Below are 23,183 nucleotides of genomic sequence, written 5' to 3'. Positions count from 1 at the left end.
ACCGCCCGATCAAACCGAGGCTCGCTCAGGCCTCGCTGGCGGGCGATTCGGCAGCCGCCGCTTCCTGCTCGCGCTTGGCTTGCAGCTGCTGGATGTAGAGCCCGTTGAAATCGATCGGGTCGATCATCAATGGCTGGAACCCGGCGTCACGTACTGCGTCGGCCACAACTGCGCGGGCGAAAGGGAACAGCAGGCGTGGCGCTTCGGCAAAAAGGAAGGCATGCGCCTGGTCCTCGGGCACATTACGGATGCCGATAAGTCCGCAATAAGCCAGCTCGACCAGGTAGGCGTTGCCCTGCGATGACTTGGCGGTGACATTCACCTTGAGCTCGACCTCGGTCACTTCATCGCTGATCTTGTTTGCGCCGATGTTGAACTGCAAGTCGATCTGCGGTTGTTCCTTCCACTGGAACACCTCGGGCGCATTGGGATTCTCAACCGAAAGATCTTTGACATATTGCGTGATAATTCCGGCGGACGGCAGTGTATCTGCGCCATTGCCCTGCGGTGGGGTTGGATTGAGATCGGTCAGGATATCGCCTTCGTCGGCCATTGTTCGGTGCTCTTTCACGTGTTTGTTTGTGAGGAATATACGATCGGGATGCCACCTGCGTGGTGGTTTGGCGCGCCGCCTAGCATCCAAGCGCGGTTCCCGCAACCGATGCGACTATACCATGGCATCAGAAAAAAGGGACCGAATCTCCCGATCCGCCGTTGTCGAGGGGCCTCTAAAGTCCTATCTGTCGTCAAAGGGGCAAAAGAAGGCGCGGCTGTTCCGCGCTTGCCAACCGCTGGATAGATCAAGTGATTGTTGAAATTGTCATTCTCGCCATGATTGCGGCCTTTCTTGGCCTCAGGCTCTATTCCGTGCTTGGCCAGCGTGCCGAACATGAAGAAGAGTCGATTCCGCATCGCTTCGGGGCAGGTGATGAGGATCGTGCCCAGGCCGCCGCCCCGAAACCTGCCGCACAAACGGTTGTCCAGATTGCTCCACAGAACCGGCTTGATGGCCTGGTGCCGGCGGTTGAGCGGGGCGTGCGCGAGATTGCCGCGGCTGACCCGCGATTTGATATCACCGCCTTTCTCGCGGGTGCCAAGGGCGCTTATGAGATGGTGCTGGAAGCCTTCTGGAACGGTGATCGCGAGACGCTGAAGGAACTGTGCGATGACGATGTCTACGCCGGTTTCAGCGGCGCGATCGACGCGCGGGAAGCGGCTCGGCAGACGCTCGACAACAAGTTGATCCGGATAGAGGACACCCGCATACATTCGGCTGTGCTTGACGGGCGAATGGCGCGTGTTGCGGTGCTGTTCGTGTCGGATATCGCTGCGGTCACGCGCGACAAGGAAGGCAATGTCATCGCCGGATCGCTCGACGATGCGGTGGAAAGCCGCGATGTCTGGACCTTCTCGCGCGATGTCACGTCCGCGGCGCCTGACTGGTTGCTTGACGAGACCGACGAGGGCTGAGCGCCTCGCCGCATTCCTATTGAGGAGAACCGCCATGAACCGGCGCAGATCGAGATCCGCGTCGGTTGTTGTGGCTGTGCTGGCGCTGGCGGCTTGCGCCCGCGTGAGCTCGCCCCCGCCGCCCACCAGCGCGCTGATGGCCGGGGTGACCGCCGGGGCTGAGTTGGCCGCGCTGGGTATGGAAGAGGTCGATGCCGCAGCTGCGCTGGCTAGCTTTGCCGAATCCTGCCCCAAACTGCTCGCGCGTGATGACCAGAGCGGTTTGACCCGGGCGAGCGACTGGCAGGCCGCTTGTGACGCCGCGCCCGGCTGGACCTATGGCAATGCGCGCGGTTTTTTCGAAAGCTTTTTCAGTGCGGTTCGCGTGGCTGACGGCGCGGCCTTTGCGACCGGTTATTTCGAGCCCGAGATTGCCGGATGCCGCATCCGCCAGCCGGGCTGCGAAGTGCCTGTCTACTCCATGCCGCCCGAGCTTGTTCGGGCATGGCCAGCAGATGTCCCCGAGGCTGAACGCAGCGGCCGCCCGCCGCTTGGCCGATATGACGCCAGCGGCGCCTTCATCCCCTATTACACCCGCGGCGAAATCGACGATGGTGCGCTGGCCGGGCGCGGGCTTGAGCTTGCATGGGCAGCCGATCAGGTTGAATTCTTTTTCCTCCAGATCCAGGGTTCGGGCCTGCTTAGGACGCCCGATGGCCATGTCACTCGCATCGGCTATGCCGGGCAGAACGGTCACGAATATGTCGCGATCGGGCGAGTGCTGCGCGAGCGCGGCTATCTGGGCGAGGGACCGGGGCAATATCCGCTGTCAATGCAGGGGATTGTGGCCTGGCTGCGCGACAACCCGGCAGAAGGGCAAGAGGTCATGCGGATGAACCCCAGCTGGGTGTTCTTCCGCGAACTTGAGGGAGACGGGCCGCTGGGCGCGCTCGAAGTGCCGGTGCGGCGCGAAAGCTCGGTCGCAGCGGACCCGCGCTTCGTGCCGCTGGGGGCTCCGGTTTGGCTCGACATGGAGCGCGACGAGGCCGACGGACTGTGGATCGCGCAGGACACCGGCGGCGCGATCAAGGGCGCCAACCGCTTCGATACATTCTGGGGGGCGGGCGATGATGCCCGCGAAATTGCAGGCGGGATGAGCGCATCGGGCAGTGCGCTGGTGCTGCTGCCCAAACCTTCCGTCGAACGGCTCGTGGGCGAACCATGAGTGTCCCGCGCGGCCTTTCTGCCGAAGAACAAGCAGCCTGGGCGAAACTGGCCGCCAGCGTGACCCCGCTAGAGGGGCGCAAGCGGCCCAAGGTGCCAAACAATGCAGCACCGCATGGCGACACGCTGCTGCGCCCCGCCCCCAAACCCGTGATGCCTGCGGCAAAGCCAGCGATTGCGGTGCGCCACGCGCCACCTGCGTCGCCGGGGCTCGACTCGCATTGGGATCGCCGGTTCAAGGTCGGCATGGTCCAGCCCGATTTCACGCTCGACCTGCACGGCCACACGCTCGAAACTGCCTATGACAGGCTGATGGCGGGGCTCGACCAGGCGCGCACGATGGACGCGCGCGTGGTGCTGCTGATCGCGGGCCGCGAACGGCCGGTCGATCCCGCAGACCGCCAGCATCGCCGCGGCGCGATCCGGGCGAAGCTGCTCGACTGGCTGGCCGCCAGCCGCCATTCCGGTGCGATCTCTGCGGTGCGCAAGGCGCATATCCGCCATGGCGGCGAAGGCGCGATCTACCTGGTGCTCAAACGCGCGCGCTAGGCAACAGTCGCCTCAGGCCCAGCAGGATTGCGCCCATCGCCACAAAGAACAGCGCCAACCCGGTGATGTTGAACAGCAATTGCAGCCATCCGACACTTGGCAAATCGAGGAAGAAATAGGGATAGAAGCCGCTTGCCGCGCCATAGAGCAGCGCGAAAATGGTGTAGGCGACCGGTGCCGGCGTCACCAATGGCAGCGAGCGCCAGGTCAGCTGCGCCCGGTCGGACCAGGCGATCCACCAGAAGATGGTGGCTGCCGGGACCACAGTATGGAAGGCGAGATTGGTCCACCAGTCGAGCCCGACCGGATCATGATCGGCTGCGAGGAGTGCGTGATAGACCAGGGCCACCACGCCAAGCGCGGTCGCCAGCCCGAACGGCACCCGCTCGCCGATGCCCTTTCCGGCTGCGACCCACAGCAGGATCAGTCCGGCTGCAAGATTGCTCCAGATGGTGAAGAACCTTAGCAGCAGCGCGAAAGACACCAGCGGCGAACCATCACTCTCGAGATTGATGGTGGTCTGCAGTGCAAGGCTGGCCAATGCGAGCATCCCGATGGCTGCGGCAATAAGGCGGGCAGTGCGTGAGAGAGGCTGGTTCATTTCCTGCGCTCTAGTCCCAAGCGCCACCTGTGCCTAGCTGCCAACGCAAAACCCCCGGCCGGATGGCCGGGGGCTCTGTTGCGGCCCCTTGAGGGCGTCGGGTCACGAGGGTCAGATGCCGCTCAGCTATGGTACTTGGCGTGGGTGATGTCGAAGCGGTCAGCATCCATCACCTTGGTCCAGGCCCTGGCGAAATCGCGCACCAGGCGTTCCTCGCCGCCGGCTTCGGCATAGGTTTCCGCCACTGCACGCAGCTGCGAGTTCGAACCGAACACCAGATCGGTGCGGGTGGCGCGCCATTTTTCCGCGCCGCTCTTGCGATCGCGGCCGATGAATTCCTCATCGCCCGAGCCTTCCGCCGCTTCCCACTTGGTGCCCATGTCGAGCAGGTTGACGAAGAAGTCGTTCGACAAGGTGCCAACCCGATTGGTCAGGACGCCGTGGCCGGTATTGCCGCTGATGGCGCCCAGCGCCCGCATGCCGCCCACCAGCGCCGTCATTTCCGGGATCGACAGGCCCAGCAGGTGCGCCCTGTCGACCAGCATGTCCTCGGTCTTCACGCTTGCCTTGGTGCGCAGGTAATTGCGGAACCCGTCAGCGAAGGGTTCGAGCGGCTCGAAGCTTTCGGCATCGGTCTGCTCCTGGCTGGTATCGCCGCGCCCGGTGGTCACATCGACGCTGACCGAATGGCCGCCATCCTTCGCCGCCTTTTCGACCGCGGCGGCGCCCGCCAGCACGATCGCATCGGCCATCGAGATATCGCCGCGCAATTCGTCGAGCTTGGCAAGGACCTTGGCCAGTTCGTCGGGATCGTTGGCCGCCCAGCCCTTTTGCGGGGCAAGCCGCAAGCGCGCCCCATTGGCTCCGCCGCGATTGTCCGAATTGCGATAGGTCGAGGCTGAAGCCCAGGCTGCCTTGACCAGTTCGCTGACGGTGAGCCCGCTTGCCAGAACTGCCGATTTGAATTGCGCGACAGCGCTGTCCGAAGGCGTGCTGCCGGCCGGGACCGGATCCTGCCAGATCAGATCTTCCGCCGGCACTTCGGGGCCAAGGTAACGCACCTTGGGGCCCATGTCGCGGTGGCACAGCTTGAACCATGCGCGGGCAAAGGCATCGTCGAGCGCGGCCTGATCATCGCGGAAGCGTTCGGAAATCTTGCGGTATTCCGGATCGCGCTTCAGCGCCATGTCCGCCGTGGTCATCATGGTCGGGACCTTTTTCGACGGATCGCGCGCATCGGGCGCCATGTCCTCTTCCGATTGTCCGATCGGCTGCCACTGAAACGCGCCCGCAGGCGATTTCACCAGCTCGTATTCATATTTGAACAGCAGGCGGAAGTAATCGCCACCCCACTGGGTGGGGTTGTTCGACCATGCCCCTTCGATGCCCGAAGTGGTGATGTTGCCCTTGGCGATTTCCTCGGGATCGTTGAGCCAGCCAAAGCCCTGCAATTCCAGCGTTTCGCTTTCCGGAGCGCCGCCGAACGTATCTGCCGGGTGGGCGCCGTGGGCCTTACCAAACGCGTGGCCCCCGGCGGTAAGCGCAACCGTCTCCTCGTCGTTCATCGCCATGCGGGCAAAGGTTTCGCGGATGTCGCGCGCCATGCCCTCGGGATCGTGCGGGTTGCCGCCCGGCCCTTCGGGATTGACGTATATCAGGCCCATCTGGATTGCCGCCAACGGGTTTTCCAGCGCCTTGCCTTCATCGGGCAGGATGCGGGTGGCAACGCCTTCGTTGACCCATTGTTCTTCGGTGCCCCAATACACCGTCTCCGGCTCGAACACGTCCTTGCGGCCGCCGCCAAAGCCGAACACCGGGCCGCCCATCGATTCGATGGCGACATTGCCGGTGAGGATGAACAGATCGGCCCAGCTGATGTGCTTGCCGTATTTCTGCTTGATCGGCCACAGCAGGCGGCGCGCCTTGTCGAGATTGCCATTGTCGGGCCAGCTGTTGAGCGGAGCAAAGCGCTGCTGCCCGCTGCCCGCGCCGCCGCGCCCGTCACCAGTGCGATAGGTGCCTGCCGCGTGCCACGCCATACGGATGAAGAAGGGGCCGTAATGGCCATAATCGGCTGGCCACCAGTCCTGGCTGTCGGTCATCAGCGCGGTCAGGTCAGCCTTCAGCGCCTTGTAGTCGAGCGCGTTGAAGGCTTCGCAATAATCGAAGTCATCGCCCATCGGGTCAGGGTTCTTGCCCGATTGGGTCAGGATATCGAGTTGCAGCTGGTCGGGCCACCAATCCTTATTGGTGCGGCCCAGCAGCGATCGAGCTACGCCATCACCGTTGAAGGGACAGCCGCCGCTCATTTCTCCGGTCTTCGCGTCCATCTGGAATTTCTCCTCTTGCTAGGGGACTCGGACGATAGCCGAGCTTTATAGCCATAGGATGCGCTTCTGGGCGTGAACTGTCCAATCGATTAAAATGCGCTGATTGATCGAATGAAGCGATTTCAGCCAGGCGCTATTGCAAAGGCCGGAGGGCGCTTCTGCCGCGCTGTCGCTACCCTGTCTGCGCCCGGTGCAGCAGCTTGTGGTCAGCCAGCACCAGCGCCATCATCGCCGCGACCACCGGGGTGCCGCGAATGCCCACGCACGGATCATGCCGTCCCTTGGTGCGGATTTCGGTAGCTTCGCCGTCTGACGTGATCGTTTCAACCGGGGTGAGGATCGAGCTGGTGGGCTTGAACGCCACCCGGCACACTACTGGCTGGCCGGTCGAGATCCCGCCCGCCGTGCCGCCGGCATGGTTGGCAGTGAAGCGCGGCTTGCCATCGTTGCTTCCCGGCTCTGGGGGCCGCATCGGATCGGCATTTTCCTCGCCCGTCAATCGCGCAGCGGCGAAACCGTCACCGATCTCGATGCCCTTGACCGCATTGATGCTCATCATCGCGGCGGCGAGATCGCTGTCGAGCTTGGCATAGACCGGCGCGCCCCAGCCGGCGGGCACACCCGTTGCCACGCATTCGACCACCGCGCCCAATGAACTGCCTGCCTTGCGCGCGGCATCGACCTTTTCCTCCCAGCGCTTCGCCGCTGCCGGATCGGGGCAGAAGAAGGCATTGTTGCCAATCTCTTCCATGTCGATCGCCTCGCGGTCGATCGCATCGCCGCCCAGTTCGCAGACATAGGCCATGATGCTCACTTCGGGGATGATCAGCCGCGCCACCGCGCCCGCCGCCACCCTTGCGGCGGTTTCGCGTGCAGAGGAACGCCCGCCGCCGCGATAGTCGCGGATGCCGTATTTCGCGTCATAAGCATAGTCGGCATGGCCGGGACGATAGGCCTTGGCGATCTCCGAATAATCTTTCGATCGCTGGTCGGTGTTCTCGATCATCAGCGAAATCGGCGTGCCGGTGGTCTGCCCTTCGAACACGCCCGAAAGGATGCGCACCAGGTCAGCCTCTTGCCGCTGCGTGGTGAACCGATTCTGCCCCGGCCTGCGCGCATCGAGGAAGGGCTGGATGTCGGTCTCGCTCAACGCGATGCGCGGAGGGCAGCCATCCACCACAGCGCCCAGCGCCGGGCCGTGGCTCTCGCCCCAGGTTGTAAAGCGCAGCACGCGTCCGAATGTGTTCCAGCTCATGGCGCCGTTTCATAGCGATTACTCCGTTCGTGTCGAGCGGGGGACGAATTTCCTACTTCGAACCGGTGTGGCAGGATTGCGCAATGCCCCACGTCTTGCGCCCGGACTGCCCCGTGTTCCCACGGCGGATGCACCTGCCTGTTTTTTATCTATTGGACCGTGTTCCATGTGTTCCATCCTGTGGGATTTCCTCTCGTGGATTTGGTTCTCACACCTCGTCATTGCGAGCAGCCGCACGGCTGCGCGGCAATCCATCGTCCGGCCCTGGATTGCTTCACTTCATTCGCAATGACGATAACTCTACCGATCCACTGGAAATTCGCCGGTCGTTACGCCAAGAACAGAACATGATCGCAAAGCGCGCCATATGATTGCGAAACTTCGGGGCCTGCTCGATGAAACTGGCACCGACTGGGCGGTGATCGACGTGCAGGGCGTGGGCTATCTCGTCCATTGTTCTGCCAGGACGCTCAGCGCGCTTGGCGAGCAGGGAGAGGCCTGCACGGTCTATACCGATCTTCAGGTTTCCGAGAACGACATGCGCCTGCTGGGCTTTGCAGATAGCGCAGAGCGTGACTGGTTCCGCTTGCTCACCAGCGTGCAGGGAGTGGGGAGCAAGATGGCGCTCAGCGTTCTTTCGGCGCTGTCGACGGGCGAACTGCGCGATGCCTGTGCGGGCGGCGATGCGGCAATGGTCGCGCGTGCGCAAGGCGTGGGGCCGAAACTCGCTGCGCGCATCGTCAACGAATTGAAGGATCGGGCGGGCGTGCTGCCGGGCGGCGGCGGAGCGGTAGGCGCAGTCGCGGCGCCGGTTGGCGGCGCTAGCGCCGATGCGGTTTCCGCGCTGGAAAACCTGGGCTTCAAGCCCGGCGTGGCGGCGCAGGCAGTCGCGCGCGCACAGGGCGAACTGGGCGAGGATGCAAGCGAAGCCGACCTCATCCGCGTGGCATTGAAGAAGGCGGCAGGGTGATGGTCAACCACTCTCGTCATTGCGAGCGTAGCGACGCACTCCAGATTCAGACCGCTGGATTGCCGCGGGGCTTCGCCCCTCGCAATGACGGTTTGGATTTGGCGCTGAAGGGGGCGGCGGGGTGATGGAGGCGGCTTATCCTTCCCGTCATGCTGAACCCGGTTGCGAAAGCACAGCTTCGCTTCCAGCATCCATCATGCGATTTGCCTGGATTTCTCGATGACCGATCCCATTCCCCTCCATGCGGCTGACCGCCAACCCGACGATCCCGATGCGGCGCTGCGGCCCAAATCGCTCGCCGAATTCATCGGGCAGGAGGCGGCGCGCGACAATCTGCGCGTGTTCATCGAGAGCGCCCGTTCGCGGGCAGAGGCGATGGACCACACGCTGTTCTTCGGCCCGCCGGGGCTGGGCAAGACCACGCTGGCGCAGATCGTGGCGAAGGAACTGGGCGTAGGCTTTCGCGCCACCAGCGGCCCGGTGATCGCCAAGGCGGGCGACCTTGCGGCCCTCCTCACCAATCTCGAACCGCATGACGTGCTGTTCATCGACGAGATCCACCGCCTCAATCCGGTGGTGGAGGAAATTCTCTATCCGGCAATGGAGGACCGTGCGCTCGACCTTATCATCGGCGAGGGGCCATCGGCGCGCAGCGTGCGGATCGACCTGCCGCCCTTCACACTGATCGGCGCGACCACGCGGCAGGGCCTGCTGACCACGCCTTTGCGCGATCGCTTCGGCATTCCGGTGCGGCTCAATTTCTACACCCATGCCGAGCTTGAGCTGGTGGTATCGCGCGGCGCGCGCCTCTTGGGCCTCGACATCGATGCACAGGGCGCGCGCGAGATTGCGCGGCGCAGCCGCGGCACCCCGCGCGTTGCAGGGCGTCTGCTGCGCCGGGTGCGCGACTTTGCCCATGTGGCAGGTGACGGGCTGGTGACACGCGCGATCGCCGATGATGCGCTGATCCGGCTGGAAATCGACCGGCTGGGCCTAGATGCGATGGACCGGCGCTATCTCGCCATGATCGCGACGACCTATAAAGGCGGCCCGGTGGGGGTCGAGACGCTGGCGGCGGGGCTCGCCGAACCGCGCGACACCGTTGAAGACGTCATCGAACCTTACCTGATCCAGCTTGGCCTGCTTGCCCGCACCGCGCGCGGGCGAGTGCTCAACGATGCCGGGTGGGAGCATCTCGAAATGCAGCCGCCAAAAGCCGCGCCCCCGGGCTCGCAAGTCGGCCTGTTCGAGGACGAGGGTTAATGCGAATCGGTTAATCCCTGCGGTCCTGGCGGTCCCGCAGTGGGACAGGGCATGCAGACTTGGCGCATTTATGCAGGTTTCAGGGGCCGATCGGGTTCCAGACATGGTTAATTGCATTGCCGCGACTCGGGCCGCCATGGTCCAACAGGATCAACCGGTTGGCCTGGTCCAATCGCAGGGCGGCTGCGGCTCTATTTTGGGGGGCGCCGCAGCCGCCCGGTACCCTCTTGTGACTGGCCCGCTCCACTGCGACCCGTGGAGCAGGTTAAGGCAAGCCCTGTGAGGAAGCGCTTAGTCTCCAGCTTCCGACATGGGGATTAAACCTGGTCAAAGGGCGGCTCGCGCATTGCGGTGCCGCCCATTCTTTTGCCGCTTTCCTGCTCGCTCAGGGCCGGGTTATGGGAAGCGCCGCGGCTTCCCATGCGTCAATTCCGCCTTCAAGATGTTTGACCTTTTTGCCGATGCGGTTTGAAAGTTGCTGTGCCGCCCGCGCGGAGCGGCGGCCGGAATGGCAATAGAATACGACTTCGCGCCCGTCCGAAAGATCAAGCATAGCCGGATCGAACTCACCGATGGGGATATGCTCGGCCCCCGCGATCATGCCCTCGGCCACTTCGTCGGCGCGGCGTACGTCGATCAGGCGAACCTTGCCCGCATCGATCGCGTCCGCAAGCTGGGCCGCCTCCACCGCCTGAACCTTGGACGGATCGACCGGCGCGGCGCAGGCGGCAAGCGCCAGCGCCGCCAGCGCCGTCAGCAGCAGCCTTGCGGCCCTAGGCAGCAAGCTTCCTGAGCACATAATGGAGGATGCCGCCATTGCGGTAATACTCCATCTCGTTGGCGGTATCGATCCGGGATTGCGCGGTGAAGGTGAAGCTGGTGCCATCGGCGCGGGTCACCTCCACTTCGACGTCCTGTTGCGGCGTCATGCTGGCAAGGCCCTTGATGGTGAAGCTGTCATCGCCGGTCAGGCCCAGCGTCTCGCGCGTGTCGCCATTCTTGAACTGCAGCGGGAGCACGCCCATGCCAACCAGATTCGACCGGTGGATCCGCTCGAAGCTTTCGACGATCACCGCGCGAACGCCCAGCAGGATAGTGCCCTTGGCGGCCCAGTCACGGCTGGAACCGGTGCCGTACTCCTTGCCGCCGATCACCACCAGCGGGGTGCCGTCGGCCTTGTGCTTCATCGCCGCGTCGTAAATGGCCATCTGCTCGCCATTGTAGCTGGTGAAGCCGCCTTCGACGCCCGGTACCATTTCATTCTTGATACGGATATTGGCAAAGGTGCCGCGCATCATCACTTCGTGGTTGCCGCGGCGCGATCCGTAGGAGTTGAAATCCGCCTTCGAAACCTGGTTTTCCATCAGATAGCTGCCGGCCGGGCTGTCTTCCTTGATCGAACCAGCGGGGCTGATGTGATCGGTGGTTACGCTGTCACCCAGGATCGCCAGGGGCCTGGCATCGCGGATATCGGTCACCGGGGCGGGGGTCATTTCCATGCCCTCGAAATAGGGCGGGTTGGCGACATAGGTCGAACCCGGGCGCCATTGGTAAGTGTCACTGGCTTCGACCTTGATCGCCTGCCAGTGCTCGTCGCCCAAGTAGACGTCGGCATAGCGTTTCTCGAACATTTCGCGGTCGATCGAGCTGGCGCGCAGATCAGCCACCTCCAGGTTCGACGGCCAGATGTCGGCCAGCATCACGTCGTTACCGTGCTGGTCCTGCCCGATCGGGGAGGTGGTGATGTCTTCGGTCACCGTGCCCAGAAGCGCATAGGCCACCACCAGCGGCGGTGAAGCGAGGAAGTTGGCGCGCACGTCGGGCGACACGCGGCCTTCGAAATTGCGGTTGCCCGACAGCACCGAGGCGGCGACAATGTCATTGCCATTGATTGCCTTGCTGATCGGCGGGGCGAGCGGGCCGGAATTGCCGATACAGGTGGTGCAGCCATAGCCGACCAGATCGAATCCGATCGCATCGAGATGGTTCTGCAGGCCGGATTTCACGAGATAGTCAGTCACCACCTGCGATCCCGGTGCGAGGCTGGTCTTGACCCAGGGCTTGGGCTTGAGGCCGCGCTCATTGGCCTTCTTGGCAACCAGGCCGGCGGCAATCATCACATCGGGATTCGAGGTGTTGGTGCAGCTGGTGATCGCGGCGATGACAACGTCGCCATCGCCGATGTCGTGATCCTTGCCTTCGACCGGTACGCGCGCGGGCGCGGACTTGCCATAGAGTTTGGAAAGGTCAGAATTGAACAGCTCGTCCACTTCGGGAAGGATGACCTTGTCCTGCGGGCGCTTGGGCCCGGCGAGCGAGGGCACAACTGCCGACATGTCGAGCGACAGCGTGCTGGAGAAGACCGGCTCGTTGGCCGGATCGAACCACATGCCCTGCTCCTTCGAATAGGCTTCGACCAGCGCGATCTGCTCTTCGCTCCGGCCAGTGAGGCGCAGGTAATCAAGCGTCTTGTCGTCCACGCCGAAGAAGCCGCAGGTTGCGCCATATTCGGGCGCCATATTGGCGATGGTCGCGCGGTCGGCCAGGCTGAGGTTGGACACGCCCGGGCCGTAGAATTCGACGAAGCGGCCGACCACGCCATGCGCACGCAGCATCTGCACGCAGGTGAGCACGAGGTCGGTCGCGGTCACGCCTTCGCCCAGCGCACCATCCAGCCGGAAGCCAGCGACTTCGGGGATCAGCATCGATACCGGCTGCCCTAGCATGGCCGCTTCGGCTTCGATGCCGCCCACACCCCAGCCCAGCACACCCAGGCCGTTGATCATGGTGGTGTGGCTGTCAGTGCCCACGCAAGTGTCGGGATAGGCAACGAGCTCGCCATTTTCGTCTTCGCTCGACCACACGCCCTTGCCGATGTGCTCAAGGTTCACCTGGTGGCAGATGCCGGTACCAGGGGGGACAGCGGAGAAGTTCTGGAAGCTCTTCGAGCCCCATTTGAGGAAGTCGTAACGCTCGGCATTGCGGGCATATTCCAGTTCGACGTTCTTTGCGAAGGCCTTGGGGTGTCCGAATTCGTCGACCATCACCGAATGGTCGATAACCAGGTTGACTGGCACCAGCGGATTGATCTTGGCGGTGTCGCCACCCAGTTTGGCGATCGCATCGCGCATCGCGGCCAGGTCAACCACGCAAGGCACGCCGGTGAAATCCTGCAACAGCACGCGCGCCGGACGGTACTGGATCTCGCTGCCGGTGACGGGGTTCTTCTGCCAGTCGGCGATGGCCTGGATATCGTCTGTGCCCACGGTAAAGCCGCCATCCTCGAACCGCAGCATGTTTTCCAGCAGCACCTTCATCGAGATCGGCAGGCGCGAAATGTCGCCGATCGTCTCAGAAGCCTTGGCAAATGAGTAATAGGCGTATTCCTTCCCGCCTACCTTCAGGGTTGAGCGAGTTGCGAGCGTGTCCTTGCCGATCTGGGTCATGCGATCGTCCTTTCTTAGAGATTTTGATCAGCCTCGCCTGGAGAGCCGGCGGGCCGGATATTTCTGCCGCGCACCTGCTCTACACGGCGCGTTTGGTCAAGGGGGCGCCGGGAGGTAAAATCCGCTTAGACAGCGCTTTGTTCCAGGCGGGCGCGGGTCGCGATCCAGCAGCCAATCACGATCAGCAGCGCTCCAGCGACCGTGCTGGCGGTCACCCGTTCGGCGAAGAACAGCCATCCAAACAGCGCCGCCCACAGGAAGCCGGTGTATTCGATCGGCACCAGGGCCTGGGCCTCGGCGCGGCGGTATGCCCAGGTAAGGAACAGCGCTGCGCCAACCGCCAGCACTGCGCTTGCGGAAATCTCCAGCCATACGCGCTGGCTGCCCGGCCATTGCAGCAACAGCGGGGTGCCCCCAAGCAGCACCAGGCCGGCGATGCCATTCTGGAAGGTGCTTGCCTCACTGGGGCTTGCCAGCAAGGCTTGCTGGCGTTGCAGCACCAGGCTCCAGGCATAAAGCATTGCCGACAGCAGCAGCGCGACAAGCCCGGTCATGGCCTCGTCGCTCATCCGCTCGCGCCCGATGCGCCCGCCAATGATCACGATAACTCCGGCAAGGCCCAGCAGCGCGGCGATGATGGCCTTGCGCTCGATCCTCTCGCCCAGCAGAACAGAGGCAAGATAAAGCGCCAGCAACGGGGCGATAAAGGACAGCGCGATCGCTTCGGCCAGTGGGAGGCGGGTAAGCGCGAAGAAGAAGGTCCAGCCCATGAAGGCGACCACCACGCCGCGCTTGAGATGCACCTTCAGCGCGTCGCGCCGGGGCCACCGGCGTGTCTGCCACCACCATACCGGGGCGATCATGCAAAAGCCGATCACGCAGCGCAGGAAATAGGCACTGTAGGCACCTACCGCCAGCGAGGCGCTTTTCATCACTGCATCCATGGCCGAAAACAGCGCGATGCCGGCCAGACAGGCGAGAAATGGCAGGATGGAATGGCGCGGCGAGCTCACCCTTGCGCTATAGGCACCAAGCTGCGCCGCATTCAAATCCTTCCTTAACTGACGAGCCAATTCAGGCGAGTGAAAGGCGCGGTGATTGATAGACGCTCGCACGTACAGTATTGTGCCCAGCACACCGGAATCGCGCCGTTAGCGGCGCTTAGGAGCTTGAATCGAAATGACATGTCGAGTGCGCGATTGGTTGATGGCATCGGCCGTACTAGTGCTGGCGGGCGGGGCTGCTTTCGCGCAAGAAAGCACGCCTGAGGCTTTGCTGGCGCAGGCTGCGCAGGATGAAGCGGACGAGCGCGCGCCCCAAAGCATGGAAGAAGCTTTTCCGCGCATGGTCTCCGATCCGGTGGTGCAGGGCGAATACGGGGCCGAGGTGGTCCCGCTGGTCCAGCCATGGACGCCGCAACAGGCATCGGCCCTGGCCATGGTCATGCGCGGGATCGAAGCGGAAGGATTGAACCGTTCCGATTATGAACTCGAAGGCCTGTTGGCGGAGATCGGCCGCGGAGCCTCGGATGCGTTGAATGAAATTGCCAGTCGCAATTTTGTGTGGCTGGTGGAGGACTTGCGCGACGGGCGCACGCCAATGTCGGCCCGCAAGCAGTGGTTCGTGATCGATCCCGACCGTGACCTCTACCGCAGCGGCGAATTGATGCGCGCGGCGCTGGAGAGCGGTGACATCGCGGGCACGCTGATGCAGCTCAACCCGAGCCATCCCGATTATGCCCGTCTGCGGCAGGCTTTGGCGGATACGCCGCAGGATGAGGTCGAGAAGCGCAAGCTTATCCGTGCCAATATGGACCGCTGGCGCTGGCTCGCCCGCGACCTGGGCAGCCAGTATCTGATCACCAATGTGCCCGAATACCAGCTGCGCCTGACTGTGAATGACAAGATTATCAGCACCTATCGCACCATCGTGGGCAAGCCGGGCCGCACCGCGACCCCTCAGCTGGCCGAAATGGTCGAAGGGGTGGTGTTCAACCCCACGTGGACCGTGCCGCAGTCGATCGTCGTCGGTGAAGGGCTGGGCCAGAAAGTGCTCAGCAACCCGGCCTGGGCGCGCGCCAATGGCTATAAGGCAACAAAGGGCGAAGGCGGCTGGATCACTGTGGTGCAGCAGCCTGGCCCGGGCAATTCGCTCGGCCGGATGAAGCTCGAAATGCCCAATGAGCACGCGATCTTTCTGCATGACACGCCTTCGCGGCATCTCTTCGCTACCGACGATCGCGCGCTCAGCCATGGCTGCATCAGAACCGAGCGGGCGCTGGAACTGGCGATCACCATGGCGATACTGGGCAAGGGGGCGAGCAAGGAGGAGGCGGTCGAGATCGCAACCTCGGGCGAATATACGCTGGTGCCGATCGAGAAGCGCTTGCCCGTCTATATCACCTATTTCACCATGGCGAGCGACATCGATGGCGAACTGGCGACCTTCAAGGATATTTATGAGCGCGATGCGCCGTTGCTTGCCAGCCTCGACCAGCCGCGGGTTCAGAATCGCGCGCGCACCAGCGACGAGGAAGTGATCGTGATCGAAAACGACCCTCGCGCTGCGGGCTGACCCTGGGCGTTATTCCTCAGCGAAAATCGCGACTTCATTGATGCCGCTGCTGGATGCACGGCGGCGATACATGCCCGATGTGTTGAAGCTGAACAGCGCGTCGCCTTCGGGCGTGACCAGGATGACACCGCCATCGCCGCCCAGTTCAGCCACTTCACTCATTACCGCATCGGCAATTGCCTGCGCATGTTGTTCTTCTCGCGCGCGGCGTGCTTCGCGGTCGCGCTGGCCTGTCAGTGAACGCAGCACACCGCGCACGCTGCGGCTCTCGCTTTCCTTGCCAATCCTAATCCGGGTGCAAATTTCGTGGGCTACCCCAACGCGGATAAAGAATTCGCCCCACCCGGTGGCGGAAATGGCGCAGCTGCGATTGTCGGCATAGGTCCCCGCCCCGCAATGAATGGCGATTGACCAGTCCTGCGCCAGGGCAGGTGAAGCGAACAGGATAGCAAAGGCAGCGAGCAGCGGTCTGAAAATCGTCATGCTGCCCATCCATCATAGGCTTGGCTGGGCGCCAGCGCTTAACAACCGAGGTGAGGCAGGATAAGAGCCGCGCAATGATCCTGCGGCCTGCCACCCTTGAGGACGTTCCCGAACTCGCAAGGCTCGGGCGCGAGAGCTTCTGCGCCAGTTTCGCGCATCTCTATCGGCCACAGGATCTCTCCGCCTTTCTCGAGCAGGTCTATTCGCAGCATTCTGTCGCGGAGGAGGTGACCGGCGCGGAATGCCGCCACGCGCTGGCGGAGGAGGGCGGGGAACTGGTGGGCTATTGCAAGCTGCGCTATCCCAGCTGTTTTACCGCCCGTTCCGACGCGCAGAACCCGATCGAGCTGGGGCAGCTCTATACGGCGCCCGGCCAAACCGGGCGAGGCATTGGCGCGGCGTTGATGGATTGGGCGCTCGATCACGCCCTCTCGCTGGTCTGCGACGCGATCCAGCTTTCTGTCTATGCTGAAAACTTCGGCGCACAGCGGTTCTATCAACGCTATGGTTTCGCCAAGATCGCGGATATCACCTTCACTGTCGGCGATCATGTCGACCCGGAATTCCTCTACGAATTACGCCTCGAAAGGAGCACAAGACCATGAGCCAGTTCAATGCACAATCGACCACCGACGAGGTGCTGGCAGGGCATGATCTTTCCGGCAATATCGTGTTCATCACGGGTGGGGCCTCGGGCCTGGGTCTGGAAACCGCGCGGGCAATGGCCGCGAAAGGCGCGCATGTCATCCTGGCGGCGCGCGACCAGGACAAGCTCGATCAGGCCAGGGAAGAGATCGAGCGCGAGGTGGAGGGGGCAATTGTCGAGACGATCGTGGTGGATCTCGCTGCGCTCGCCAGCGTGCGGAATTGCGGCAAGGAAGCGAACCAGCGTTTCGACAGGATCGACCTGCTGATCAACAATGCCGGGGTCATGGCGTGTCCGTTCAGCCATACCGCCGATGGGTTCGAGATGCAGTTCGGCACCAATCATCTGGGGCATTTCTTGCTCACAAAATACCTTCTGCCATTGGTCGAGAAAGGCGCTGGCAAGCGGATCGTCAACCTTTCGAGCCGGGGGCACCACATGGACAAGGTGCATCTCGACGATCCCAATTTCGAGCACCGCGAATACGAAAAATGGGCCAGTTACGGCCAGTCGAAAACCGCCAATGTGCTGTTCACGGTGGCGCTGGACGAACGCCTCAAGGGCAAGGGGATCGATGTGTTTGCGGTGCATCCGGGCGGGATCGTGACCAATCTTGGCCGCCATCTGACGGAGCAGGATCGCGCCGCACTGCTCGCTAGAGTGACAGAGGCGGACCAGAACTTCGCCTGGAAAACGGTAGAGCAGGGCGCGGCGACAACTTGCTGGGCGGCAAGTGCGCCCGAGCTTGCGGGCAAGGGCGGGGTTTATTGCGAGGACTGCCATGTCGCCGAAGTCGATGACACTTCCAGCGAACGCGGGGTACGCAGCTATGCACTCGATCCCGCCACGGCCGAACGGCTGTGGAGCCTGAGCGAGCGATTGGTGGGTGAAGACTTCGAGATCTAACGCCTGGTTGCAAACCCTGGCCCGCCGCGAAATCGCCCTCCGGCGCGGCGAGATTACAGACCGGTCATGATGCCATCAGGTTCTGAGCGCAGCAATCAGGCCTTCGTTGAGCCAGCGCCCGAGCAATGCGCCCGCGCGCATCGCTGCCTGCTGCGCCTCATCGGCCGTCGCCTCCTCGCCTGCCAGCATCATGCACATCTCGCCATAGGGCATGCCGCCCTGGAGCGCGGCAAAGGCACGTGCTTCCTCAACGCTTCCCATCATGAATGTCGCGCGTTCGCCTTCGCGCCAGACCAGCACCGATTGCGGTTCGGCCAGCGCAGTTGCCACATGCACCAGCTCGTCTTCGCCAAGCGCGTTCCAGATCGCCCGCATATTGTGCGAGACTTGGCGCGATGCGGCCCCCGGCAGGAATTCGAGCCGTAGATTGGTCCATTCCTCTTCCCCGAAGCCGCCCGTCTGCCAGGTAAACCCGTCAGCATCGAGCGATGCGACATCGGCCGAAGTGAATGCCTGAAACATGGCCCATTCCAGCCAGGCAAGCTCTGCCACTTCGGGGTCGTTGCGGAACAGCTCGGCGCAGGTTGCGTCAAACCCTGCGCCCGCATCGTCAAGCGTCCAGCTGGTTGGCGGATTGGTGATCACATGATGCGCGGCGGCGCGGCGAAAGGCATCCTCACCAACCCAGCGCTCGGTCTTTTCATAAGTGCTTTTGAGCGCCTCGATGAGCGAAGATCGATAGTTGCCGCGATAAACCTCGATCCCCGCTGCGTGGCGATCATTCCAGCCCTGCGGCAGCGGGGCCTCATCAAACAGCACTTGTGCCATGAAGGCGGCCTGCCGCTCGGCAAGGGATGGTGTATCGTTCATGCCGCAACACTCGGCCGGGCCGAGGCGGCAAGCTTGCGCGCCTGATCCAGCTCGTCAAGCAGCTCGCCCAGCGGCGGGATCTTGTCGTCGCGCTCGATCATGGTGGCGACCGGCTGCTCGATCTTCGCCATCGCACGGGCATAGAGCGCCCAGACTTCGTCACACACTTCGCGGTCATGCGTGTCGATGATGATCTGGCCAGGGGTATGCCCGGCAAGGTGAATTTGGCGCACGCGCTCCATCGGCAGACCGGCAATATAATCACCCGCGCTGAACCCGTGGTTGCGCGCGCTGACATAGATATTGTTGACGTCCAGCAGCAGGTAGCAACCTGTGCGGCGCGCCATCTCGCTGATGAATTCCCATTCGGTGAACTCGTCTTCGGGAAATGTCAGGTAACTTGAGGGATTTTCGAACAGCATCGCGCGCCCGAGATGATCCTGCGCGCGCTCGATATTGGCGCAGACCACGCCCAACGCTTCCTCGGTCAGCGGGAGCGGCAATAAATCGTGGCTGTTATGCGCGCTGGTGCGGGTCCAGCACAAATGGTCCGATACCCACAGCGGATTGATGCGGCGTTCGAGCCGCTTGAGCTTGTCGAGATATTGGCGATCGAGCCCGCTGGCAGAACCGATTGACATCGACACGCCGTGAATGATCACGGGATGTTTTTCGCGCACCTGTTCGAGAATTCGCAGCGGACGGCCGCCATCAAGCATGTAATTCTCGCTGATAACCTCGACGAAATCGACTGCCACGTCGCTATCAAGGAAATCGGCGTAATGCGTGCGGCGCAGGCCAAGCCCGAATCCGCCGAATGGTTCGATCTGATTCATATCCATTCAAGATACATCAAAAAGTGATGGCCCGGCACCCTACAGGGATTCAGGGGTTGGGATTGCGGGCGCCGGGCCATCTAGCCGGAGAGGCTAGCTGATCAGCCTAGATCGCCGATCGTGCCGCCCTTCGTCAGGCATTCGCCTGCCTTCATCTCCGTGAAGCCGTGGCCCTTGCATTCGTTCTGGCCCTTGCAGGCATTTTCGCTGGTAGCGCAGTCAGCCTGGCCCTTGCACGCATGCACACCATAACAATGCACCGCATCATCGGCGTTTAGCGCGCCGCCGCTGCTGCCAGCGGGGGGCTCTGCAGCGAAAGCGGCGACCGAGGAAAGCGCCATCGCGCCGGCAAGGGCTGCAAATGCGGTTTTGCGGGTTTCAATCTTCATCAAGCACTCCATTTCCCACCATGACCGGAACGGGGGTGTCCGTGTGTGGATACAAGTGAGTTCGTTTATTGAAGGCGGGAGGTTACTTGGGGGTTGGATTTTTTTGCTGTAACCAGATGCGAATAATCGCCGAACCAGCCGATAGTTGCGGCCTCAACAGCAGGTTCGCTTGCAACACTCGCATATCTGGAGAAGAATTATGACGACCAAATCAATCACCAATTTCGTAGGTTTCGCGATTGCCGCCGGCGTTGCCGCAGGCCTGGCCGCTACTCCGGCAGTGGCCCAGAAGCAGCCGATGGAAAAATGCTATGGCGTTGCCAAGGCTGGCAAGAATGATTGCGCCGCCGGGCCGGGCACGAGCTGCGCCGGAACTTCGACCCGCGATTACCAGGGCAATGCCTGGAAGATGGTGCCCAAGGGCAGCTGCACCGGCATTGAGACTCCCAAGGGCAAGGGTTCCTTGTCGCCTGTCGAACGTTGATTAAGCCGGTATCCGAACAGGAGAGTTGAAGTATGAGCAGCCTGGTCTCAATCTACGAACGCCTTGTGAAAATCGCTTCCGGTACGTTTGTCGAGGGGCTGGCGCTGCTCTTCACTCGTGTTGCGCTCGCCGGGATTTTCTGGCGATCCTACCAGACCAAGGTGGAAGAAGGCACCTGGCTCCAGACCAAAGATGTACAATACATGATCTTTGAGATGGAGTTTTCGGGCCTTCCTCTGCCGACCGATCTGGCCGTGCCAATGGCAACCTATGCGGAATTTGCTTTCCCCATATTGCTGGTTGCCGGCCTCGCCACGCGTTTTTCGGCGCTGGCGCTGATGATTATGGCGCTGGTCATCCAGGTGTTCGTTTTCCCCACCTCGGAGCACTTCTTTGGTTGGGCCATCGGCGTAATAGCCTTGGCAGCTATCCTGATCGTGCGCGGTGGCGGGGTGTTCTCTGCTGACGCCCTGATCGCCAAAGCGCGCGGAAAATGATAGCTGACGAAGCCACACTCGCCCGCCTCATGGCGGCGGCACAAAAAGGCGACAAGCCTGCCTATAATGTGCTGCTGTCAGAGGCGGGAATGTGGTTGGAGCGTTATTTCCGTCGGCGCGTTCCTCCCCACCAGCTCGACGATCTGGTGCAGGACGTGCTGATGGCGCTGCACGCAAAGCGCAACACTTATGATAGGTCGCGTCCCTTTCTGCCGTGGCTGGCCGCGATCGCCCGCTATCGCTGGGTCGATCATCTGCGCAAGGTCTACAAGCATGAAAGCGATCTGCTGGAAGACAATGACGCCTATGTCGACAGTGACGAGGACGTGATCGAAGCGCGGGTCAGCCTGGAGCGGCTGTTCGTGCACTTGCCTTCCAGCCAGGCCGAGGCAATCGAGCTGGTCAAGATCGAAGGACTTTCGATCCACGAAGCCTCCCAAAAGACTGGCCAGAGCGAAAGCCTGGTCAAAGTCAATATCCATCGCGGACTCAAGAAATTGTCCGCACTCGTTGAGAAAGCATAAGAGCGATGAACAAGTATCGCGATAATCTGATTTCCGGACTGACCAAGGAATTGGCGCCGGTTCGCACATTTGCGATGCGTGACGGGGCCGCACTGGTAGCGGCGGCTTCGGTGGTTACGCTGGCCGCAGTCATGCTGGTCGAAGGCTTGGGCGCGCGAGTGTTCCAGGGCCAGGCTGCGCCTTTCTTCTGGATCACCAATGGATTGCTCCTGCTGCTGGGGCTTGCAAGCGCCGGTGCCGCCATCGCGCTGGCTTCGCCAGGCGTGGGCAGTCGTCACGATGCGCCCAAATGGGCGGCTGCGATGCTTGGCGTGCTGCCGCTCGCGGCACTGATCAGTGTGTTTTCGCGCGTCGGCACAGGCGAGATAGTGTTCGATCTTTCGGCGCTTCACTGCTTTGTCGCATCGCTGGCATCGGCATTGTTTACCGGCGGCGCTCTGATCCTTTGGCTCAGGCGCGGGGCACCAGTATCACTGGAAACGGCTGGCTGGTTTACCGGGATCGCCGCAGGGGCATTGGGCACGTTGATCTATGGCCTTTCCTGCCCGATCGACAGCCTGACCCATATGGGCATCTGGCACGTCGCGCCGGTTGCCGTAGCGGCGCTGATCGGGCGTCTGGCCGTGCCCAGCCTCATCCGCTGGTAGATATCGGCAGGGGCTGCTCCGTGAAAGGGAGCAGCCCGTCATTGCTCCTTCATCGGCGCATGGCTATATCCCCGCCATGTCCTCAGTCAGACCTTGGCGCGACATCATGCGTCGCAAAAGCCGCCAGATCATGGTCGGCAATGTTCCTGTAGGCGGCGATGCGCCGATTACGGTGCAGACCATGACCAATACCCCCACCGAAGATGCCGTGGCGACGATCGACCAGATCCGCCGGTGCGAGGAGGCGGGCGCGGACATAATTCGCGTTTCCTGCCCCACCGAAGAGGCAACCGCAGCTTTCAGCAAGATCACCAGGGCGGCGCGGGTACCGATCGTCGCGGACATCCATTTCCATTACAAGCGCGCGCTTGAGGCGGCAGACGCAGGCGCGGCATGCCTCAGGATCAACCCGGGCAACATAGGTTCGTCGCAGCGCGTTGCCGAAGTCGTCCGCGCGGCCAAGGCCAATGGCTGCGCCATCCGCATCGGCGTCAATGCCGGCAGTCTCGAGAAGGATCTGCTCGAGAAATATGGCGAGCCCTGCCCCGAAGCGCTGATCGAAAGCGCGCTCGATCACATTAAGCTGCTGCAGGACCATGACTTCCACGAATATAAGGTGGCGGTGAAGGCCAGTGACGTTTTCCTGGCCGTGGCGGCCTATCATGGCCTGGCTGAGACGGTCGACTGTCCGTTGCACCTGGGTATTACCGAAGCGGGCGGGCTGATCGGCGGCACGGTGAAAAGCTCGATCGGGATCGGATCGCTGCTTTGGGCCGGGATCGGAGATACAATCCGGGTCAGCCTTTCGGCGGAGCCGGAGCAGGAAGTGAAGGTCGGTTTCGAAATTCTCAAATCGCTCGGGCTGCGGACCCGCGGCGTTCGGGTGGTCTCTTGCCCCAGCTGTTCGCGCCAGGGTTTCGATGTGATCCGCACAGTGGAAGCGCTGGAAAAGCGGCTCGAACACATCAAAACGCCGATGAGCCTTTCGGTGCTCGGCTGCGTGGTCAACGGCCCCGGAGAAGCGCGCGAAACCGATATCGGCCTTACCGGGGGCGGCAAGGGCAAGCACATGGTCTATCTGCGCGGAGTTACCGACCACCATGTTGCGAGCGAGGACATGCTCGACCATATCGTGTCGCTGGTGGAAGCCAAGGCGGCAGAGATCGAAGCGGGAGAAGCGGCGGCATTCGATCCTCATGCCGCGCATGCAGTCGCCGCCGAATAGCCAGGCAAGAAGGCA

23 protein-coding genes and 1 pseudogene are annotated in these 23,183 nt (G+C 62.5%); 13 read left to right on the top strand and 11 right to left on the bottom strand.

Annotated features, from left to right (window positions below; all coding sequences use genetic code 11):
- Window positions 1–25: 25 nt before the first annotated feature.
- Window positions 26–553 carry a protein-export chaperone SecB gene (secB, locus tag ACX3VQ_RS04600; RefSeq protein ID WP_462571283.1) on the bottom strand — a complete coding sequence of 176 codons (528 nt, stop codon included), beginning with the start codon at window positions 551–553 and terminating at the stop codon, window positions 26–28.
- A gap of 251 nt (window positions 554–804) precedes the next feature.
- Between secB and ACX3VQ_RS04595 the strand changes: the two genes are divergently transcribed.
- Genes ACX3VQ_RS04595 through ACX3VQ_RS04585 form a run of 3 tightly spaced genes read left to right on the top strand, consistent with a single transcriptional unit; the run spans window position 805 to window position 3,222 of the window.
- Complete coding sequence (locus ACX3VQ_RS04595) at window positions 805–1,470, top strand: Tim44/TimA family putative adaptor protein (protein WP_462579766.1); 666 nt, start codon at window positions 805–807, stop codon at window positions 1,468–1,470.
- A 34-nt stretch (window positions 1,471–1,504) separates the two neighbouring features.
- A complete protein-coding gene (mltA, locus tag ACX3VQ_RS04590; protein WP_462579764.1) occupies window positions 1,505–2,674 on the top strand; it encodes a murein transglycosylase A in 1,170 nt (389 codons plus the stop codon).
- Window positions 2,671–3,222, top strand: a complete 552-nt coding sequence (locus ACX3VQ_RS04585) for a Smr/MutS family protein (RefSeq protein ID WP_462579762.1) — start codon at window positions 2,671–2,673, stop codon at window positions 3,220–3,222. Before mltA ends, ACX3VQ_RS04585 begins: the two co-directional genes overlap by 4 nt.
- On the opposite strand, the gene ACX3VQ_RS04580 is transcribed toward ACX3VQ_RS04585, so the two are convergent.
- From ACX3VQ_RS04580 to aroC, 3 genes are all read right to left on the bottom strand, one after another.
- Entirely contained in the window at window positions 3,206–3,823 is a 618-nt protein-coding gene (locus ACX3VQ_RS04580; RefSeq protein WP_462579761.1) for a Pr6Pr family membrane protein, read from the bottom strand. The genes ACX3VQ_RS04585 and ACX3VQ_RS04580 overlap by 17 nt on opposite strands.
- A 122-nt stretch (window positions 3,824–3,945) precedes the next feature.
- Entirely contained in the window at window positions 3,946–6,153 is a 2,208-nt protein-coding gene (gene katG, locus ACX3VQ_RS04575) for a catalase/peroxidase HPI (RefSeq protein WP_462579760.1), read from the bottom strand.
- A gap of 172 nt (window positions 6,154–6,325) precedes the next feature.
- A complete protein-coding gene (aroC, locus tag ACX3VQ_RS04570) occupies window positions 6,326–7,408 on the bottom strand; it encodes a chorismate synthase (protein WP_462579758.1) in 1,083 nt (360 codons plus the stop codon).
- 367 nt (window positions 7,409–7,775) lie between these two features.
- Between aroC and ruvA the strand changes: the two genes are divergently transcribed.
- Together ruvA and ruvB are read left to right on the top strand one after the other, a co-directional pair.
- Entirely contained in the window at window positions 7,776–8,378 is a 603-nt protein-coding gene (ruvA, locus tag ACX3VQ_RS04565; RefSeq protein WP_462579757.1) for a Holliday junction branch migration protein RuvA, read from the top strand.
- A gap of 219 nt (window positions 8,379–8,597) precedes the next feature.
- Window positions 8,598–9,641: a Holliday junction branch migration DNA helicase RuvB gene (gene ruvB / locus ACX3VQ_RS04560; protein ID WP_462579756.1), complete on the top strand. Its 1,044-nt coding sequence runs from the start codon at window positions 8,598–8,600 to the stop codon at window positions 9,639–9,641.
- Window positions 9,642–10,026: 385 nt separating this feature from the next.
- On the opposite strand, the gene ACX3VQ_RS04555 is transcribed toward ruvB, so the two are convergent.
- The 3 genes from ACX3VQ_RS04555 to ACX3VQ_RS04545 all read right to left on the bottom strand — a co-directional run bounded on the left by ACX3VQ_RS04555 (window position 10,027) and on the right by ACX3VQ_RS04545 (window position 14,100).
- A complete protein-coding gene (locus ACX3VQ_RS04555; RefSeq protein ID WP_462579754.1) occupies window positions 10,027–10,425 on the bottom strand; it encodes a rhodanese-like domain-containing protein in 399 nt (132 codons plus the stop codon).
- Window positions 10,415–13,087, bottom strand: a complete 2,673-nt coding sequence (acnA, locus tag ACX3VQ_RS04550) for an aconitate hydratase AcnA (RefSeq protein WP_462579753.1) — start codon at window positions 13,085–13,087, stop codon at window positions 10,415–10,417. Before acnA ends, ACX3VQ_RS04555 begins: the two co-directional genes overlap by 11 nt.
- Before the next feature lie 125 nt (window positions 13,088–13,212).
- Entirely contained in the window at window positions 13,213–14,100 is an 888-nt protein-coding gene (locus ACX3VQ_RS04545) for a DMT family transporter (RefSeq protein ID WP_462579751.1), read from the bottom strand.
- A 193-nt stretch (window positions 14,101–14,293) separates the two neighbouring features.
- On the opposite strand from ACX3VQ_RS04545, the gene ACX3VQ_RS04540 reads away from it, so the two are divergent.
- Window positions 14,294–15,661 carry a L,D-transpeptidase family protein gene (locus ACX3VQ_RS04540; protein WP_462579750.1) on the top strand — a complete coding sequence of 456 codons (1,368 nt, stop codon included), beginning with the start codon at window positions 14,294–14,296 and terminating at the stop codon, window positions 15,659–15,661.
- A gap of 9 nt (window positions 15,662–15,670) precedes the next feature.
- On the opposite strand, the pseudogene ACX3VQ_RS04535 reads toward ACX3VQ_RS04540, so the two are convergent.
- A pseudogene (locus ACX3VQ_RS04535) lies at window positions 15,671–16,086 on the bottom strand (isoaspartyl peptidase/L-asparaginase); the annotation flags it as partial.
- A gap of 132 nt (window positions 16,087–16,218) precedes the next feature.
- Between ACX3VQ_RS04535 and ACX3VQ_RS04530 the strand changes: the two are divergent.
- Window positions 16,219–16,749, top strand: a complete 531-nt coding sequence (locus tag ACX3VQ_RS04530) for an N-acetyltransferase family protein (RefSeq protein ID WP_462579749.1) — start codon at window positions 16,219–16,221, stop codon at window positions 16,747–16,749.
- The gene (locus ACX3VQ_RS04525) at window positions 16,746–17,696 is read left to right on the top strand and encodes an SDR family NAD(P)-dependent oxidoreductase (protein WP_462579748.1); all 951 of its coding nucleotides are present in this window, start codon (window positions 16,746–16,748) and stop codon (window positions 17,694–17,696) included. The genes ACX3VQ_RS04530 and ACX3VQ_RS04525 overlap by 4 nt, the downstream gene beginning before the upstream one ends.
- Window positions 17,697–17,771: 75 nt before the next feature.
- Here the strand turns inward: ACX3VQ_RS04525 and ACX3VQ_RS04520 are convergent, their stop codons facing one another.
- The 3 genes from ACX3VQ_RS04520 to bufA2 all read right to left on the bottom strand — a co-directional run bounded on the left by ACX3VQ_RS04520 (window position 17,772) and on the right by bufA2 (window position 19,791).
- Window positions 17,772–18,566, bottom strand: a complete 795-nt coding sequence (locus ACX3VQ_RS04520; RefSeq protein WP_462579746.1) for an HvfC/BufC family peptide modification chaperone — start codon at window positions 18,564–18,566, stop codon at window positions 17,772–17,774.
- On the bottom strand, window positions 18,563–19,402 hold the full coding sequence (gene bufB / locus ACX3VQ_RS04515) for an MNIO family bufferin maturase (RefSeq protein ID WP_462579745.1): 840 nt from the start codon (window positions 19,400–19,402) through the stop codon (window positions 18,563–18,565). The genes ACX3VQ_RS04520 and bufB overlap by 4 nt, the downstream gene beginning before the upstream one ends.
- A gap of 101 nt (window positions 19,403–19,503) precedes the next feature.
- On the bottom strand, window positions 19,504–19,791 hold the full coding sequence (gene bufA2, locus ACX3VQ_RS04510; RefSeq protein WP_462571306.1) for a BufA2 family periplasmic bufferin-type metallophore: 288 nt from the start codon (window positions 19,789–19,791) through the stop codon (window positions 19,504–19,506).
- 199 nt (window positions 19,792–19,990) lie between these two features.
- Here bufA2 and ACX3VQ_RS04505 point away from each other — a divergent pair, with 199 nt between their 5' ends.
- From ACX3VQ_RS04505 to ispG, 5 genes are all read left to right on the top strand, one after another.
- Window positions 19,991–20,275 (top strand): BufA1 family periplasmic bufferin-type metallophore, encoded by a 285-nt coding sequence (locus ACX3VQ_RS04505; protein ID WP_462579744.1) that lies wholly within the window; start codon window positions 19,991–19,993, stop codon window positions 20,273–20,275.
- Window positions 20,276–20,307: 32 nt separating this feature from the next.
- Entirely contained in the window at window positions 20,308–20,772 is a 465-nt protein-coding gene (locus tag ACX3VQ_RS04500) for a DoxX family protein (RefSeq protein ID WP_462579742.1), read from the top strand.
- A complete protein-coding gene (locus ACX3VQ_RS04495; protein WP_462571310.1) occupies window positions 20,769–21,296 on the top strand; it encodes a sigma-70 family RNA polymerase sigma factor in 528 nt (175 codons plus the stop codon). The genes ACX3VQ_RS04500 and ACX3VQ_RS04495 overlap by 4 nt, the downstream gene beginning before the upstream one ends.
- A gap of 5 nt (window positions 21,297–21,301) precedes the next feature.
- Window positions 21,302–21,943 carry an NrsF family protein gene (locus tag ACX3VQ_RS04490; RefSeq protein ID WP_462579740.1) on the top strand — a complete coding sequence of 214 codons (642 nt, stop codon included), beginning with the start codon at window positions 21,302–21,304 and terminating at the stop codon, window positions 21,941–21,943.
- A gap of 76 nt (window positions 21,944–22,019) precedes the next feature.
- Window positions 22,020–23,168: a flavodoxin/ferredoxin-dependent (E)-4-hydroxy-3-methylbut-2-enyl-diphosphate synthase gene (gene ispG, locus ACX3VQ_RS04485; protein WP_462571312.1), complete on the top strand. Its 1,149-nt coding sequence runs from the start codon at window positions 22,020–22,022 to the stop codon at window positions 23,166–23,168.
- Window positions 23,169–23,183 lie beyond the last annotated feature (15 nt).

The sequence above is a fragment of the Altererythrobacter chaiwopuensis genome (assembly GCF_054957735.1).
This window is presented reverse-complemented; position numbering and strand designations above follow the sequence as displayed.

Bases quoted from the DNA above. Each gene is read 5' to 3' on its own strand.
- bufB (WP_462579745.1), bottom strand. From the start codon at position 19,402: ATGAATCAGATCGAACCATTCGGCGGATTCGGGCTTGGCCTGCGCCGC.
- katG (WP_462579760.1), bottom strand. From the start codon at position 6,153: ATGGACGCGAAGACCGGAGAAATGAGCGGCGGCTGTCCCTTCAACGGT.
- ispG (WP_462571312.1), top strand. From the start codon at position 22,020: ATGTCCTCAGTCAGACCTTGGCGCGACATCATGCGTCGCAAAAGCCGC.
- aroC (WP_462579758.1), bottom strand. From the start codon at position 7,408: ATGAGCTGGAACACATTCGGACGCGTGCTGCGCTTTACAACCTGGGGC.
- ACX3VQ_RS04520 (WP_462579746.1), bottom strand. From the start codon at position 18,566: ATGAACGATACACCATCCCTTGCCGAGCGGCAGGCCGCCTTCATGGCA.
- bufA2 (WP_462571306.1), bottom strand. From the start codon at position 19,791: ATGAAGATTGAAACCCGCAAAACCGCATTTGCAGCCCTTGCCGGCGCG.
- ACX3VQ_RS04580 (WP_462579761.1), bottom strand. From the start codon at position 3,823: ATGAACCAGCCTCTCTCACGCACTGCCCGCCTTATTGCCGCAGCCATC.
- ruvA (WP_462579757.1), top strand. From the start codon at position 7,776: ATGATTGCGAAACTTCGGGGCCTGCTCGATGAAACTGGCACCGACTGG.
- ACX3VQ_RS04500 (WP_462579742.1), top strand. From the start codon at position 20,308: ATGAGCAGCCTGGTCTCAATCTACGAACGCCTTGTGAAAATCGCTTCC.
- ACX3VQ_RS04505 (WP_462579744.1), top strand. From the start codon at position 19,991: ATGACGACCAAATCAATCACCAATTTCGTAGGTTTCGCGATTGCCGCC.
- ACX3VQ_RS04540 (WP_462579750.1), top strand. From the start codon at position 14,294: ATGGCATCGGCCGTACTAGTGCTGGCGGGCGGGGCTGCTTTCGCGCAA.
- ACX3VQ_RS04585 (WP_462579762.1), top strand. From the start codon at position 2,671: ATGAGTGTCCCGCGCGGCCTTTCTGCCGAAGAACAAGCAGCCTGGGCG.
- ruvB (WP_462579756.1), top strand. From the start codon at position 8,598: ATGACCGATCCCATTCCCCTCCATGCGGCTGACCGCCAACCCGACGAT.
- secB (WP_462571283.1), bottom strand. From the start codon at position 553: ATGGCCGACGAAGGCGATATCCTGACCGATCTCAATCCAACCCCACCG.
- mltA (WP_462579764.1), top strand. From the start codon at position 1,505: ATGAACCGGCGCAGATCGAGATCCGCGTCGGTTGTTGTGGCTGTGCTG.
- ACX3VQ_RS04530 (WP_462579749.1), top strand. From the start codon at position 16,219: ATGATCCTGCGGCCTGCCACCCTTGAGGACGTTCCCGAACTCGCAAGG.
- ACX3VQ_RS04495 (WP_462571310.1), top strand. From the start codon at position 20,769: ATGATAGCTGACGAAGCCACACTCGCCCGCCTCATGGCGGCGGCACAA.
- acnA (WP_462579753.1), bottom strand. From the start codon at position 13,087: ATGACCCAGATCGGCAAGGACACGCTCGCAACTCGCTCAACCCTGAAG.
- ACX3VQ_RS04525 (WP_462579748.1), top strand. From the start codon at position 16,746: ATGAGCCAGTTCAATGCACAATCGACCACCGACGAGGTGCTGGCAGGG.
- ACX3VQ_RS04490 (WP_462579740.1), top strand. From the start codon at position 21,302: ATGAACAAGTATCGCGATAATCTGATTTCCGGACTGACCAAGGAATTG.